This window comes from Acinetobacter tandoii DSM 14970 = CIP 107469 (assembly GCF_000400735.1).
Classification (GTDB): domain Bacteria; phylum Pseudomonadota; class Gammaproteobacteria; order Pseudomonadales; family Moraxellaceae; genus Acinetobacter; species Acinetobacter tandoii.
The window spans coordinates 741,474-756,729 of sequence record NZ_KE007367.1 but is presented as its reverse complement, the minus strand read 5'-3'; the positions used below and the strand labels follow the sequence as shown (position 1 = coordinate 756,729).

Here is a 15,256-nt window from a genome sequence, read left to right as displayed (position 1 = left end):
TATGAACCATGTTTCGGAGATTATTTTGTTCAATCTTGTCTAAGAATACAAATGCTTTTGATGCTAAATAGAACATAAAGCATGTAACAGATCGTATCTTTAGAAAATACGACAATAAAGATCAAAACGTTGTTTGAATTATTGAAAAAAAGTAAATGGGCATGTTTTTTGCTGAACGCTAGGAAATACATTTTTCTTAGAGGTCAATTATTATGCATTATCAGGTTTTTCCATCACAAAAAATATCCGCTGAATATATCATTTTATCGGCGGGTTTGGGTGGACATGGACAGTTTTGGACACCGCAAATAAAAGCATTACAACAAAATTTTCATGTGGTGATTTATGACCAAGAAGGTTGCCATAAAAATGCAGCGATCCTTGATGAAAACTACAGTATGACTGACTTAGCCAAACAGGTCATGGATTTATTATCTATATTGAATATTCAAGAATTCCATTTTGTTGGGCATGCGTTGGGTGGTTTTATTGGGGCGGAATTGGCCGTTTTACTCGAAAAATCTGAAAAAACTATGTTGTCACTCACGGTTATCAATGGCTGGCAACAGTTAGATGCGCATACACACAAGTGCTTTAGTACACGAATCGCATTATTACAGTATGTAGGTGTCGAAGCGTATGTCCGAGCGCAAGCATTGTTCTTATATCCGCCAGCATGGATTTCGGCACATATTTCAGATCTAGAAATTCAGGAAAATAAGCAGATTGAACAATTTCCTCCTTTAATTAATGTCTTCACCCGACTTAAAGCTTTAATGCGTTATGAACTGGAGGCTGAAACGATTTCAAGTTTAAATAAAATTCCACTGTATTTAATCGCGACTGAAGATGATTTTCTGGTGCCGTATCAACAAAGTTATCAATTAAAACAGCTATTTCCATATGCTGAATTAGATGTGCTGCCGCAGGGTGCGCATGCGGTAACGGTTACACAACCTGAAATATTCAATCAATTGTTATTAGAAAAATTGGTGAAGAAATCTGCTGAAAAATTAGCTGCAAGTTAACAACCGAGGTTCATCTCTAGCATTCTATAGGTTGATATAAAAATTCAAAAAGGCACTGCTTAGCTCAGTGCCTTTTTTATTGTGATTATTTTTCCATTTGGTCAAAAAAGTGCACGAATTTAGATCATGAATCACAAAAAAAGTGCATGAAAAAAATAGTGATTTTACCCATTGGTAAAATACATAAAATTATTAATGGTTTCAAATTGTTGATATTAAATGAATTTAAAAAGTTGGCACACTCCATGCAATCACAAAATCAAGAATATAAAAATTTATATCCCAAAGAATAACAGGGTATAGGTTTTGAGAAATTTCATAATTGAATGAGGATGTAACACATGAAAATAGGTGTTTTTTGCCCAATCGGGAACAACGGCTGGTTACTTTCTGAAAATGCGCCACAGTACATGCCGAGCTTTGAACTCAACAAAAAAATTGTACAACGTGCTGAGCATTATGGTTTCGATTTTGCGTTGTCCATGATCAAACTGCGTGGCTTTGGTGGCAAAACTGAATTTTGGGATCACAACTTAGAAACGTTCACACTTATGGCAGGCTTAGCTGCAGTTACCAGCAAAATTAAAATTTATGCAACCGCAGCAACTTTGGTGATGCCACCTGCAATTGTTGCGCGTATGGCCTCGACTATTGACTCCATTTCAAATGGTCGTTTTGGCTTAAATGTAGTGACTGGATGGCAAGCGCCTGAATATACACAAATGGGTATGTGGCCAGGTGATGAGTATTTTGGTAAGCGCTATGACTATTTATCTGAATATGTCCAAGTTCTTCGGGAACTGTGGGCTACAGGTAAGTCAGATTTCAAAGGTGAACATTTTGAAATGCAAGATTGTCGTGTCAGCCCAACTCCACAAGCGGATATGAAAATTATCTGTGCAGGTCAATCTGATACTGGACTCGCATTTTCTGCGCAATATGCAGATTACAACTTTGTCTTTGGTAAAGGTTTAAACACACCAACCGCTTATGCAGAAATCAATGATCGCCTAAAAGCACATACTGATAAAACAGGACGTGATGTTCAAACTTATGTGTTGTTTATGGTGATTGCTGCTGAAACTGATGAAGAAGCATTGGCGAAATGGCAAAGCTATAACGATGGTGCAGATATGGAAGCAATTAACTGGCTGATGAATCAAGGCGGCAAAGACACCACTTCAGGAACCGATACCAATATTCGCCAAATGGCATCGAGCGTATCTCCCGTCAATATCAACATGGGCACCTTGGTCGGTTCTTATGAAAAAGTCGCAGCAATGTTGGATGAAATTGGCGAAATTAAAGGTACAGAAGGCATTTTATTAACTTTTGATGATTTCGTTCAGGGCGTCGAAGATTTTGGTCAAAAAATTCAACCGCTTATGCAATGCCGTCAACACGTTGTGATGGATCTGGCGGAACAAGCACCTATCACAGTTTTGGAGAAATCAGCATGAGCCAAGTCAATACACATACAGTCATCAGTGATTTTACCGAAGCTACGGGGCAAGGCAAAACCTTAAAAGCAGAACCAGAAAATATTCAGTTTGCACCTGAGCAAACGGCGTTAATTGTGATTGATATGCAAAATGCCTATACCTCCATGGGTGGCTATTTGGATTTGGCAGGTTTTGATGTTTCTGCGACCCAACCTGTAGTACAGAACATTAAAAAGGCGGTCGAAGCGGCACATGCAGCCAATATTCAAGTGATTTACTTTAAAAACGGCTGGGATGATCAATATGTAGAAGCTGGAGGGCGCGGTTCACCAAATTTTCATAAATCTAATGCGCTCAAAACTATGCGTAAGCAGCCTGAACTTCAAGGAAAATTACTGGCAAAAGGCGGTTGGGATTTTGAACTGATCGATGAATTACAACCCTTAGCGCAAGACCTTGTCATTGAAAAACCTCGTTACAGCGGTTTCTTCAATACCGCATTGGACAGCATGTTACGCGCCCGTGGTATCCGTAATTTGGTTTTCGTGGGTATTGCGACCAATGTTTGCGTGGAATCGACCTTAAGAGATGGCTTTTTCCTCGAGTACTTCGGGGTGGCATTAAAAGATGCCTGTTATCAGGCGGGTCCAGCAGAAATGCAAGCGGCGAGTCTCTACAACATTAAAACCTTCTTTGGCTGGGTGTCAGATACACAAAGTTTTATCGATACCTTTGTTCCTAATACCGACCAACTTGCAAAATCTGCCTAATACGGAGCGATCAACATGCCTAAACAAGTCATTATTCCAGCAGGAACCTCAAAACCTTTAGCACCCTATGTCCCAGCCACCAAGGCAGACAATATTGTGTATGTCTCAGGCACATTGGCTTTTGATGAAAATAACAATGTAGTTCATGTTGGAGATGCGGCTGCTCAAGCACGACATATTTTAGAAACCATTCAATCAGTATTGAAAGAAGCAGGTGGAAGTATGGATGATGTGACCTTTAACCATATTTTTGTCAAAGATTGGGCAGATTATGCGGCGATTAATCAAGTCTATGCCGAGTATTTCCCAGGGGATAAGCCTGCACGTTACTGCATTCAGGTTGGTTTGGTGAAGCCTGATGCCCTCGTTGAAATAGCCAGTGTTGCCCATGTCGCTACTGCTTAGGTAGTAGCGAGATCAGCCCCTACAGGAGAACGAACATGAATGCAGAATTACTCAAAAGTTTAATCAAAGAAGAATGTTTAGAAAAACTCTATAACACGCAAAAAACTACGCATATTGAAGTCGATCAGAAAGCATTCCGCGAAGGCATGTCAAATCTGGGGGCAGCAGTGAATGTGATTACTACTTCTGGACCCGCAGGTGTCGCAGGTTTTACCGCATCTGCCGTATGTAGTGTGACTGATACACCACCGACCTTATTGGTGTGCCTCAATCGTTCTGCATCTGTATTTGAGACTTTTAAGACCAATAAAGTGTTATGTGTGAATACCTTAGCTTCACATCAAATGACACTTTCCAATGTTTTTGGTGGCAAAACGCCAATGCCTGAACGCTTTGCTGCGGGTCAGTGGGAAACGTTGGCTACTCAGGCGCCTGTTTTACAGGATGCCTTGATTAGTTTTGACTGTGAAATTGTACAAAGCATGAGTGTGGGGAGTCATGATGTTTTGTTCTGTCAGGTCAAAGCAATTCAACACAATCAGGGCTTAAATGCGTTGATGTATTTTAACCGTGCTTATTGTGAACCACACCGTATGTGCTAAAGAACAAACCCTATAAGAAGGAGGGGAAACCCATGCAAGAAAAACAATCGTGGTTTCCAAAATTTAAGCCTTACCAAGGCGATTTAGATACAACACCTGTTCAAATTGATGAATATTTACCTGTCGGTCGCAGTATCATTCTAGGCTTACAACATGCTTTTGCCATGTTTGGAGCAACGGTGTTGGCACCGTTGCTGATGGGTTTTGATCCCAACTTAACTATCTTCATTACAGGGATAGGCACGATTTTATTCTTCCTGATGACGGGCGGTCGTATGCCAAGTTATTTGGGCTCCAGTTTCGCCTTTATTGGGGCAGTTGCAGCAGCAACAGGTTACGCAGGTGCAGGCTCGAATCCGAACATCGCTTTGGCCCTTGGGGGAACAATTGCTTGTGGCCTGGTGTATGCCGGTATTGGTCTTGTGGTGATGAAGACGGGAACAAGTTGGATCGAAAAGTTGATGCCACCGATTGTCACAGGTGCGATTGTGATGATCATTGGTTTAAACCTTGCACCCATTACCATTAAAAGTGTATCTACCAATACATTTGACACGTGGATGGCGGTGATTACCATTGTCTGTATTAGTGCTGTTGCTGTGTTTACTCGTGGCATGGTGCGTCGGTTGTTGTTACTGATTGGGCTGTGTTCTGCTTATTTTGTGTACTTCTTGCTTGCGAATGTCATGGGTTGGGGTAAACCGATTGATTTCTCAATTATTGGCCATGCTGCATGGTTTGGATTACCGACGTTCCATGCACCCGTCTTTAACGCAAATGCTATGTTACTGATTGCACCTGTCGCGATTATTTTAGTGGCGGAAAACTTGGGACATTTCAAAGCTGTTTCAGCCATGACGGGAAAAAACCTGTCGCCGTATATGGGGCGTGCATTTTTCGCAGATGGTGTGTGTACCTCTTTATCCGCTTCGGTTGGTGGTACAGGCATGACCACCTATGCAGAAAACATTGGCGTAATGGCCGTCACTAAAGTGTATTCAACCACCATTTTTGTAGTCGCAGGGATCTTCGCCATTTTACTTGGCTTATCACCAAAGTTTGGTGCGGTGATCAGTACCATTCCCGTCGCACTTTTAGGCGGGGCATCTATCGTTGTATTTGGCTTAATTACCGTCGCTGGAGCAAAAATCTGGGTCGATAACAAAGTTGATTTTACCCAAAACAGCACCTTAATTATTGCAGCCGTAAGTTTAATTATGGGTGCAGGAAACTTCAGTTTACACATTGGATCATTTGACTTGGGTGGTATTGGTACCGCAACACTGGCAGCAATTCTACTTAACCTATTTTTAAACCGTGGTGAAGAGACTGTAGCAAAAGTTCAAAGTGTGGAAAGCCAAGCGAACAGCAGTGTTGCACAAGGTTCTTAATGAGCCTGATTGGAGAGAGAAATTGAGTCAAAGTATTGCTTTTATTGGATTAGGTGCGATGGGTTGGCATATGGCTTCCCATCTGCCAAAACTGGGTTTACCCGTGTATGTCTGGAACCGTACAACTGAAAAAGCCGAGCTACATGCACAGCAGTTTGGTACACAGGCTGTGAATTTGGAACAAGCCGTGCAAGCCGATTTTATATTTTCCTGCTTGCCGACCAGTGCGGATGTCGAACAGTTAATTGCACAATATCCGCCAAAAGCAGGCAGTATTTGGATTGACTGTACCAGTGGTGTGCCAGATTCAGCACGCAAGTTATCTCAGCAGCTTGGGCAAAATCAGGTTGCCTATCTAGATGCACCTGTGTCTGGTCAAACGATTGGTGCGGAACGGGGAACCTTAACCGTGATGTTGGGTGGAAATAAACAAGCTTATCAGCGTGCTTTACCGATCATTTCTGCATTTGCTGGCTTGGTTGAATATGTCGGCTGTAGCGGTTCAGGCTTTGCGGTGAAAGCCGTGAATAATGTACTGATGGCAACCCATTTGTGGGCTTTGGCGGAGGGGTTAACTATTCTGAAGCAGCAACTGGTTGATGTTAAGGCTGCCTTAAACTGTATTAATCATTCAAGTGGTAAAAGTACAGTGTCTGATTCCATCATGGCGCAAAAGGTATTGAACCGTAGTTTCCCTAAAACCTTTGCCCTAAATTTACTGCAAAAAGATATTAGTATTGGCTTGGATTTAGCGCAACAGCAGGATTCAAACGTGCCGATTTTTGAAAGTATTCAAGCGCTGTTTAAGGAAATTCCTAAAGCACAAGCCGAGCAGATGGATTTTACAGCAGCAGTTTCCGTACTTGAACAATGGAACCAAACAGTTTTAGAAGTCTAAACTGTAAACGGCATAGGGAAATGCCGAAATCAAGATCTTCACAAAGAAGGTTTTTAAAACGAAATCTACAGAAAATGCTCAGCGCCATCTGTATTTCAGCAAAATTGGTTGTATCATGATTCAGTTATAAATAGTCAATAAACTTAGGGATATAACATGAGTACTGATTCAGCCTTTCCAACACCAAATAATTTAGGTATCGCGGTTTATAGCAATAATGCTGAAGCAATTGGTAACACACCAATGGTTCGCATTAATCGTGTCATTTCAGGTGGTTCAAATGTATTTGCCAAAGTTGAAAGCCGAAACCCTGCTTTTTCAGTGAAATGTCGTATTGGGGCGGCACTGATTGCAGATGCAGAAAAACGTGGTGTGTTAAAAGCAGGTATGCATATTGTAGAACCGACCAGTGGTAATACAGGAATTGCTTTAGCGTTTGTTGCAGCGGCAAAAGGCTATGATATTACTTTAACCATGCCTGCAAGCATGAGTATTGAACGTCGTAAAGTGTTAAAAGCATTAGGTGCAAACTTAGTGTTGACTGAACCAGCTAAAGGAATGAAAGGTGCTGTTGATGAAGCGGTACGTTTAGTGACTGAACAACCTGAACATTATTTCCTGCCACAACAATTTGAAAATCCAGCCAATCCACAAATTCATGAAGATACAACAGGTCCTGAAATTTGGGCAGCGACCAATGGTCAGGTCGATATTTTAGTGGCAGGTGTGGGTACAGGTGGTACCATTTCAGGGATTTCACGTTTCTTTGAAAAAGTGAAAAACCAGCCAATTTACTCAGTTGCTGTAGAGCCTGCTGAATCTGCAATTATTGGACAAACTAAGCGTGGTGAAGCAATTACTCCTGCACCGCACAAAATTCAAGGGATTGGGGCAAACTTCATTCCAAAGAATTTGGACCTCGATTTAGTCGATGAAGTTGTAGCAATTACTAGCCAAGATGCAATTGATTGGGCACGTAAAACTGCGACTCAAGAAGGAATTTTAGTGGGAATTTCTAGCGGTGCAGCGATGGCAGCGGCAGCACAGTTGGCAGCTCGTCCTGAAAATGCAGGCAAGAACATTGTGGTGATTTTACCTGATAGTGGTGAACGCTATTTATCTTCAGTTCTGTTTGAAGATATTTCGGCTGATTAAGTTGGTTTGATTAGTATGAAATGTAAATCAGCCGCTCATTGAGTGGCTGATTTTTTAGTCGCAGTTCCAGTTCAAGCACAACGCGTTTGTAAATATGCATTGGCATAGTTCGAGGGATTTTTTCGGTCTAAACGTTGACTAATGTTTTGACTGGCTTGCATCAATGCTTCAACATGAATCCCTGTTTCAAAGCCCATGCCATTGAGTAAATACAATAAATCTTCGGTACTGACATTGCCTGAAGCACCTTTGGCATAAGGACAGCCACCTAAACCCGCAATAGAAGAATCAAAAATCCGAATGCCTTGTTCAAGAGACTGGTAAATATTGGCTATTGCCATGCCATAGGTGTTGTGGAAATGTCCTGCCATGAATTGAGCATCTAATTCGCTTAAGCAAGCTTCCCACATCTTTTTGACACGGTTGGGGGTTGCTGTACCAATGGTTTCACCCAAAGAGACTTCATAACAGCCCATATCAAATAAACGAGTCACGACTTTGCTGACTTGTTTCGGATCAATCGCACCTTCATAGGGGCAATCGACCACGCAAGACACATAGCCACGAACTTTAATGTCATGTTCTTTGGCTGCTTTTAGGATGTCGGCAAATTTTTCAAAGCTTTCATTAATTGAACAATTGATGTTCTTTTGCGTAAAGCTTTCAGAAGCTGCGGTAAAAACCGCAACCTCTTTACATCCGACAGCCAAAGCAGATTCAAAACCTTTCATATTTGGCGTGAGCAAACTGAATTGAACATTCGGGTCCTTGGGCAATTCAGCATAGAGTTCATCACTGGATGCCATTTGTGGCACCCACTTCGGAGACACACAAGAACCTACTTCAATAGCTTTAAGCCCCGTTTGCATTAAATCCAAAATCAGTTGTTTACGGTCTTGAAGTGTGAGTGGTGTTTTCTCATTTTGCAGTCCGTCCCGCGGACCGACCTCTACAATTTTTACAAATTCAGTCATGCCACTTCCTCTGCTAAAGCTTGAAATTCCACCAGCTCATCACCTGCTTTGACTTGATCACCGGCTTGGAAGTAGGACGAAGTAATTACACCATCGCGTGGAGCACGAATAGCATATTCAATTTTCATGGCTTCTAACGTCAGTAAAATGTCATCTTTTTTGACTTGCGCATTGGCTTCAACCAGAACTTGGGTAATTACACCTGGCATTGGCGCTTTCAGATTACCCTCACTATGTTGAGTATCGACATTGCCATAGTTCGGACGGATATAAGCAAATTTATGTGTTTGCCCATTTTCAAAAACAGTTAAATAGTCTGCATCTACACTAAAGGCCAATTTCGACTGTTTACCATTCAGATTGAGTTGGGCTACATGTGCATCTAGCAGTTGACCTTGAATAGGATATTCCTGACCCTGATAGTGTGCAATAAAGCCGTTATCGATAGCAGTAAAGCGCACCTCGATAGCTTGTTGATTTAGTTGCAATTTTATGCCGTATTGAGTCTTCACATTGACACGCCAAAGCGGTGATGATGACCAAACAGGATTTGCATTTTGCTGTTGATGAAAACGCTTCAATAGTTCAATAAATGCCGCTGATACAATGGTTTCGGATGAAGCAACTTCCGCATTCATTAAAAACGCATCTTCACGTTGAATCAGATTGGTATCCAGTTTGGCATTTTTAAATGAATCACAGCGAATGATACGGTCCAAGAATGCAATATTATTGCCTAAGCCTTCTACATGAAACTGACCTAAAGCATGGTGCATTTGAACCAATGCTGCTTCACGGTTTTCGCCCCAAACAATTAACTTGGCAATCATTGGGTCGTAGAACGTGGTAATTTCATCGCCTTCAACAATTCCGCTATCCACACGGACATGCTGATTTTGCTTTGGATAATGTAAATAACTAATTTGACCAATCGCAGGAAGGAAGCCTTTTTCAGGTTCTTCCGCATAAACACGCGCTTCAATCGCATGACCATGAATCTGTAATTCATGTTGTTGCTTCGGTAATGGCTCACCATAAGCGACACGTAATTGCCACTCGACTAAGTCTTGTCCTGTAATCATTTCTGTTACAGGGTGTTCTACTTGTAGGCGAGTATTCATTTCCATGAAATACGCTGTACCGTCTTGTTCTACAATAAACTCAACCGTACCCGCACCGACATAATCCACTGCACGTGCAGCATCAATTGCAGCTTGGCGCATCGCCTCTAGTTTATGCTGCGGCATCAAAGGGGCAGGTGCTTCTTCAAGTACTTTTTGGTGGCGACGTTGTACCGAACAATCACGTTCAAACAGATGTACATAGTTGCCATGTGTATCGCCAAAAACCTGAACTTCAATATGGCGTGGTTGTATCACATAGCGTTCAATTAACACGTCATCATTGGCGAAGCTGGATTTGGCTTCACTTTTACAAGATGCAAGGGAACTTAAAAAGTCAGCTTCACGTTCCACCAGACGCATACCTTTACCGCCACCGCCTGCGCTGGCTTTAATTAATACGGGATAGCCAATCTGGTCAGCTTGTTGTTTTAAGAAAGTTGCATCTTGATTGGTACCGTGATAACCCGGAGTGAGAGGTACGCCAGCTTTTTCCATCAATGCTTTAGACGTGGCTTTCAAGCCCATCGCTAAAATGGCAGCAACAGGCGGACCAATAAAGGTAATGTTGTTTTTTTCACAGGCTTCAGCAAACTGGTCATTTTCAGATAAAAAACCATAACCTGGGTGAATTGCCTGAGCACCTGTAGCTAGAGCAGCTTGAATAATACGCTCAATCTGTAAATAGCTTTGTGCAGCAGGGGATTCACCAATATAAATTGCTTCGTCTGCCTGTTTCACATGCTGAGATTGAGCATCGGCATCTGAATAAACCGCAACCGTTGCAATTCCCAACTTTTTCGCAGTACGGATCACACGGCAGGCAATTTCACCACGGTTCGCAATTAGAATTTTTTCAAACATTGTTCTGTCCTTATTGTTGTTATGCCGTTGCCTTGATCCAAGCTGGGCTATGTTTGTTTAAAAAAGCATTCAGTCCATTTTTTGCTTCTTCACCTTGGCGCACATGGGCAATATGTTGTGCCGTTTTCAAGAGTAGAGTTTCATCCACACTTTGCTGATTCACCATTTGAATCAGTTGCTTCGATGCAGCTTGTGCTTCAGGTCCACCCAATAATAAGGCTTGTACAATTTCATCAACTTTGGCATCGAGTAATTCAGGCGTGGTGACTTCATGGGCTAAACCAATTTGTAAGGCTTGTTCTGCACTAATACGTTCAGCTGTGAGGAAATAACGCGAAGCCTGACGGGCACCAATGGCGCGAATCACATAAGGACTAATGGTCGAAGGAGCTAAACCTAAACGTACTTCTGAGGTTGCAAACTTTGCATCTGTACTCGCCACGCAAATATCACAAGCAGAGGCGAGACCCATACCACCACCAAAGGCAATACCTTGAACACGTGCAATGGTCGGCTGTTTTAAAGTTGCTAAGCTTTGCAGCATTTTCGCCAGTTTCAAAGCATCAGCTTCATTGTCTGCTTGAGAGGCTTGTCCTGCCTGTTTCATCCAGTTTAGGTCAGCACCTGCGGAGAAGCTTTTACCACGACCCGCCAAAACCACCACGCGAATATCATTACGTTCATTCAACTGTTGAAAGCAGTGATGCAATTCTTCAATCACTGTTGTGTTGAAGGCATTATGCAGTTCAGCACGATTGATCCAAACCGTTGCCACTTGTTGCTGTTGTTCGAGTTGTAAAAATTGATAGTCCATTTTTCACCTCTTACATGCGGAATACGCCGAACTTGGTTGGCTGAATTGGAGCATTTAATGCTGCTGCCAAACTTAGACCTAATACTTGACGAGACTGAGCAGGGTCAATGACACCGTCATCCCACAAACGCGCAGAAGAGTAATATGGATGACCTTGACGTTCGTATTGATCACGAATGGGTTGTTTGAATTCATCTTCCGCTTCGGCAGACCAAGATTCACCTTTTTGTTCAATTTGGTCACGTTTGATGGTCGAGAGTACGCTCGCAGCCTGTTCGCCACCCATGACTGAAATCCGAGAGTTTGGCCAAGTCCACAAGAAGCGTGGCGAATAAGCACGACCACACATACCGTAGTTTCCAGCCCCAAATGATCCACCAATAATCAAAGTCAGTTTAGGCACATTGGCTGTAGCAACCGCCATGACCAGTTTGGCACCGTGTTTGGCAATCCCTTCATTTTCGTACTGACGTCCAACCATAAAACCCGTGATGTTTTGTAAAAACAATAATGGAATATTGCGTTGTACACAGAGCTCGATAAAGTGCGCGCCTTTTTGTGCTGACTCTGAGAATAGAATGCCGTTATTGGCAATAATTCCGACAGGCATACCATAAATTTTGGCAAAGCCTGTAATCAAAGTGGTACCAAAACGCGCTTTAAATTCATCAAGGCGTGAACCATCGACAATACGGGCAATAATTTCGCGCACATCAAAGGGTTTACGGGTATCACTTGGTACAATGCCATACAGTTCTTCGGCAGGGAAAAGTGGTTCTTCAATTCCTTCTACTGTTTTATTCGGTTTGATGTTTAAGTTCGCCACAATATTTCGCGCGATCTGAATAGCATGTTCATCATTCTCGGCCAAATGGTCAGCGACCCCTGAAAGACGAGTATGCACGTCACCACCACCAAGGTCTTCACTGCTGACCACTTCACCTGTAGCGGCTTTTACTAATGGTGGTCCACCCAAGAAAATAGTGCCTTGGTTACGAACAATAATGGTTTCATCCGACATGGCAGGGACGTAAGCACCACCTGCGGTACAACTGCCCATGACCACCGCAATTTGAGCAATACCTAAGCTCGACATACGGGCTTGGTTATAGAAAATACGTCCGAAGTGGTCACGATCTGGGAACACTTCATCTTGCATTGGCAAATAGGCACCGCCTGAATCCACCAAGTAAATGCAAGGTAAGTGGTTTTGTTCTGCAATTTCTTGTGCGCGTAAGTGCTTTTTCACGGTCAGCGGGTAATAGGTGCCGCCTTTGACGGTTGCATCATTGGCAACGATCATGCAAGTCACACCATTCACTTGACCGATGCCTGCTACAACGCCCGCTGCAGGGACATCATCAGGATAGACTTTATGTGCTGCCAATTGTCCAATCTCAAGGAAAGCGGTTCCTGCATCAATCAGTTGATCAATACGGTCACGTGCCAACAGTTTTCCACGAGCAATATGCTTTTGACGCGCGCTTTCACCACCACCTAAGGCTATTTTTTGGCTGATTTGTTTTAAATCTTGTACCAAATTCAACATCGTTGCCTGATTGTTTTTAAATTCTTCACTGCGGCTGTTAATTTTGCTTTGCAGCTGATTTAAATCCGAGCCTTGGCTTGCGAAAGTAATGTTTTGATTGGGGTGTTTTGGCATTTTCACCAGATTCAACTCTTCATGACCGCTTTGCATTTGGGTTTGTAATTGATTCATATAAACTTCCTTGTATAAAGTGAGCCAGAAGCGTTAAGCCGTTTCGTTAAATAATTCACGACCAATTAACATACGGCGGATTTCAGAAGTTCCTGCACCAATTTCATAAAGTTTTGCATCACGCCACAAACGACCCGCTGCAAACTCGTTGATATAACCATTACCACCCAATGCTTGAATGGTTTCACCTGCCATCCACGTTGCTTTTTCAGCAGCATAAAGAATGGCGCTGGCAGCATCTTTTCTTAAGCTACGGCTATGTTCAGCTTTGTCACATTCAGCACCCACTGCATACACAAGTGCTTTACAAGCTAACCAAGTTGAATACATATCGGCAATTTTGCCTTGCATGAGCTGGAACTCACCCAGTGCTTGTCCAAACTGTTTACGATCATGAATATAAGGAATCACGGTATCCATGCAGGCATCCATAATACCTAGAGGACCAGCACTGAGTACCGCACGTTCATAGTCCAGACCGCTCATGAGCACTTTTACGCCATTCCCCACACCGCCAAGCACATTTTCTTTTGGCACTTTAACGTTGTCGAAAAACAGTGGATACGTATTTGAACCGCGCATTCCTAATTTATCGAGATGGTTCCCATGGCTGAAACCTGGCATATCTTTTTCAATCAGGAATGCCGTCATGCCTTTAGCACCTGCTTGTAAATCAGTTTTGGCATAAACCACCAAGACATCGGCATCACCACCATTGGTAATCCACATCTTTGAGCCATTTAATAGGTAATGATCGCCTTGTTCTTCCGCTTTTAATTTCATGCTGACCACATCAGAGCCTGCATTTGGTTCAGACATTGCTAATGCACCTACAAATTCACCAGAAATAAGTTTAGGCAAATAACGTTGTTTCTGTTCTTCGTTACCATTTCGCTTAATTTGGTTCACACATAGGTTAGAATGTGCTCCGTAAGACAATCCTATAGCGGCAGATGCGCGTGAGATTTCTTGCATAACAATAATATGCGCTAAATAACCGAGGTTAGAACCACCATACTCTTCGCTTACTGTTAAACCATGTAAGCCCATATCACCCATTTTCTTCCAAAGGTGTGCAGGGAATACATTGTCACGATCCACTTGTTGAGCAATTGGTGCAATTTCTTTTGCACAAAATGCAGCAACTGAATCACGCAGTGCGATCAAAGTTTCATCTAAACCGAAACTTAAGGTTTGTAGACTAAGTTGTAATGGAACGTGTGCGTTCATGCTGTTCATCCTGAGGTTATATTTGTTGTCCAATAAGCATTGTTGTTGTGCTTGTAGTTTTACAATACATCTATTTTTTAAAAAAGTGAACTAAAATTCACAAAATGATTTACAATTCATTTTATCTGGATGAGAATAAGATTATGAGTTATAAAAGATCGACATTGATGCAAGAGCGAATGGAACAAAATCGACAGTCGATTTTGCAATCTGCGCGAGAACTTATTGCTCAAGGGGGATTTAAAGATGCCCAAATTCAAGCGATTGCGGAACGTGCAGGCGTTTCTAGTGGCTTGGTTTACCGCTATTTTGATAATAAAAGTGAAGTCTTAATTGAAGTGTTGTCTGAAGCGATTCAGCATGAAATTCATATTTTGAATACGATTGCGAGCAGTGAAGGGTTAACAGCACAACAAAAATTACATAAGGCTGTCACGACCTTTGTTAAGCGGGCACTCAACAGTCCTCAACTGTCGTATTCACTCATGTTCGAACCTGTAGATCCAATTGTTGAGCATGAGCGTTTTCGCAGTAAACAGTTAATTAAACAAACGATTAACGAGATTCTTGCCGAAGGGAAAGTCAATGGTGAGTTCGGTTTTGAAGATTTAAATACGGTGGCGTTATGCATTGTCGGAAGCATGACTTTTGTTGTAATTGAACCTTTAAATCCATCTCGTAATGTAATGTTTGATCAAAACTACAAAGATTACTTTGTGAAACAGGTTGCAGACTTTTGTGTACAAGCTGTGCAATTACAGGATCGTAATTAAATAGTCTTATATGCAAAGGAGGAAAATCCGTACAAAGTAATCTCTGTGATCAAAATAAAACAGTAAGAA

At 42.2% G+C, this 15,256-nt stretch carries 14 protein-coding genes; 9 read left to right on the top strand and 5 right to left on the bottom strand.

All coding sequences use genetic code 11. The annotated features are described in order from the left end of the window. The first annotated feature begins 212 nt into the window (after positions 1 to 212). The 8 genes from rutD to cysK all read left to right on the top strand — a co-directional run bounded on the left by rutD (position 213) and on the right by cysK (position 7,691). Positions 213 to 1,028, top strand: a complete 816-nt coding sequence (gene rutD, locus I593_RS13005) for a pyrimidine utilization protein D (RefSeq protein ID WP_016168043.1) — start codon at positions 213 to 215, stop codon at positions 1,026 to 1,028. A 341-nt stretch (positions 1,029 to 1,369) separates the two neighbouring features. Beyond that, entirely contained in the window at positions 1,370 to 2,488 is a 1,119-nt protein-coding gene (gene rutA, locus I593_RS13000) for a pyrimidine utilization protein A (protein WP_016168042.1), read from the top strand. Beyond that, a complete protein-coding gene (rutB, locus tag I593_RS12995) occupies positions 2,485 to 3,240 on the top strand; it encodes a pyrimidine utilization protein B (RefSeq protein ID WP_016168041.1) in 756 nt (251 codons plus the stop codon). The genes rutA and rutB overlap by 4 nt, the downstream gene beginning before the upstream one ends. A 15-nt stretch (positions 3,241 to 3,255) precedes the next feature. Then, the gene (gene rutC / locus I593_RS12990) at positions 3,256 to 3,645 is read left to right on the top strand and encodes a pyrimidine utilization protein C (RefSeq protein WP_016168040.1); all 390 of its coding nucleotides are present in this window, start codon (positions 3,256 to 3,258) and stop codon (positions 3,643 to 3,645) included. 35 nt (positions 3,646 to 3,680) lie between these two features. Then, entirely contained in the window at positions 3,681 to 4,247 is a 567-nt protein-coding gene (rutF, locus tag I593_RS12985) for an NADH-dependent FMN reductase RutF (RefSeq protein WP_016168039.1), read from the top strand. A gap of 32 nt (positions 4,248 to 4,279) precedes the next feature. After that, positions 4,280 to 5,638 carry a pyrimidine utilization transport protein G gene (gene rutG, locus I593_RS12980; protein ID WP_016168038.1) on the top strand — a complete coding sequence of 453 codons (1,359 nt, stop codon included), beginning with the start codon at positions 4,280 to 4,282 and terminating at the stop codon, positions 5,636 to 5,638. A gap of 22 nt (positions 5,639 to 5,660) precedes the next feature. Further along, complete coding sequence (locus I593_RS12975; protein WP_016168037.1) at positions 5,661 to 6,536, top strand: NAD(P)-dependent oxidoreductase; 876 nt, start codon at positions 5,661 to 5,663, stop codon at positions 6,534 to 6,536. 156 nt (positions 6,537 to 6,692) lie between these two features. Then, entirely contained in the window at positions 6,693 to 7,691 is a 999-nt protein-coding gene (gene cysK / locus I593_RS12970) for a cysteine synthase A (protein WP_016168036.1), read from the top strand. Positions 7,692 to 7,762: 71 nt separating this feature from the next. Here cysK and I593_RS12965 read toward each other — a convergent pair whose 3' ends face one another. The 5 genes from I593_RS12965 to I593_RS12945 all read right to left on the bottom strand — a co-directional run bounded on the left by I593_RS12965 (position 7,763) and on the right by I593_RS12945 (position 14,414). Next, positions 7,763 to 8,665 (bottom strand): hydroxymethylglutaryl-CoA lyase, encoded by a 903-nt coding sequence (locus I593_RS12965; RefSeq protein ID WP_016168035.1) that lies wholly within the window; start codon positions 8,663 to 8,665, stop codon positions 7,763 to 7,765. Beyond that, the gene (locus tag I593_RS12960; RefSeq protein ID WP_016168034.1) at positions 8,662 to 10,650 is read right to left on the bottom strand and encodes an acetyl/propionyl/methylcrotonyl-CoA carboxylase subunit alpha; all 1,989 of its coding nucleotides are present in this window, start codon (positions 10,648 to 10,650) and stop codon (positions 8,662 to 8,664) included. Before I593_RS12960 ends, I593_RS12965 begins: the two co-directional genes overlap by 4 nt. A gap of 19 nt (positions 10,651 to 10,669) precedes the next feature. Continuing rightward, positions 10,670 to 11,464 carry an enoyl-CoA hydratase/isomerase family protein gene (locus tag I593_RS12955; protein ID WP_016168033.1) on the bottom strand — a complete coding sequence of 265 codons (795 nt, stop codon included), beginning with the start codon at positions 11,462 to 11,464 and terminating at the stop codon, positions 10,670 to 10,672. Between the two features lie 10 nt (positions 11,465 to 11,474). Next, entirely contained in the window at positions 11,475 to 13,127 is a 1,653-nt protein-coding gene (locus tag I593_RS12950) for a carboxyl transferase domain-containing protein (protein WP_042069050.1), read from the bottom strand. Between the two features lie 90 nt (positions 13,128 to 13,217). Then, positions 13,218 to 14,414, bottom strand: coding sequence for an isovaleryl-CoA dehydrogenase (locus I593_RS12945; RefSeq protein ID WP_016168031.1), 1,197 nt, complete (start codon positions 14,412 to 14,414; stop codon positions 13,218 to 13,220). A gap of 143 nt (positions 14,415 to 14,557) precedes the next feature. On the opposite strand from I593_RS12945, the gene I593_RS12940 reads away from it, so the two are divergent. After that, positions 14,558 to 15,187, top strand: a complete 630-nt coding sequence (locus I593_RS12940; protein ID WP_016168030.1) for a TetR/AcrR family transcriptional regulator — start codon at positions 14,558 to 14,560, stop codon at positions 15,185 to 15,187. The last annotated feature ends 69 nt before the right edge of the window (positions 15,188 to 15,256 follow it).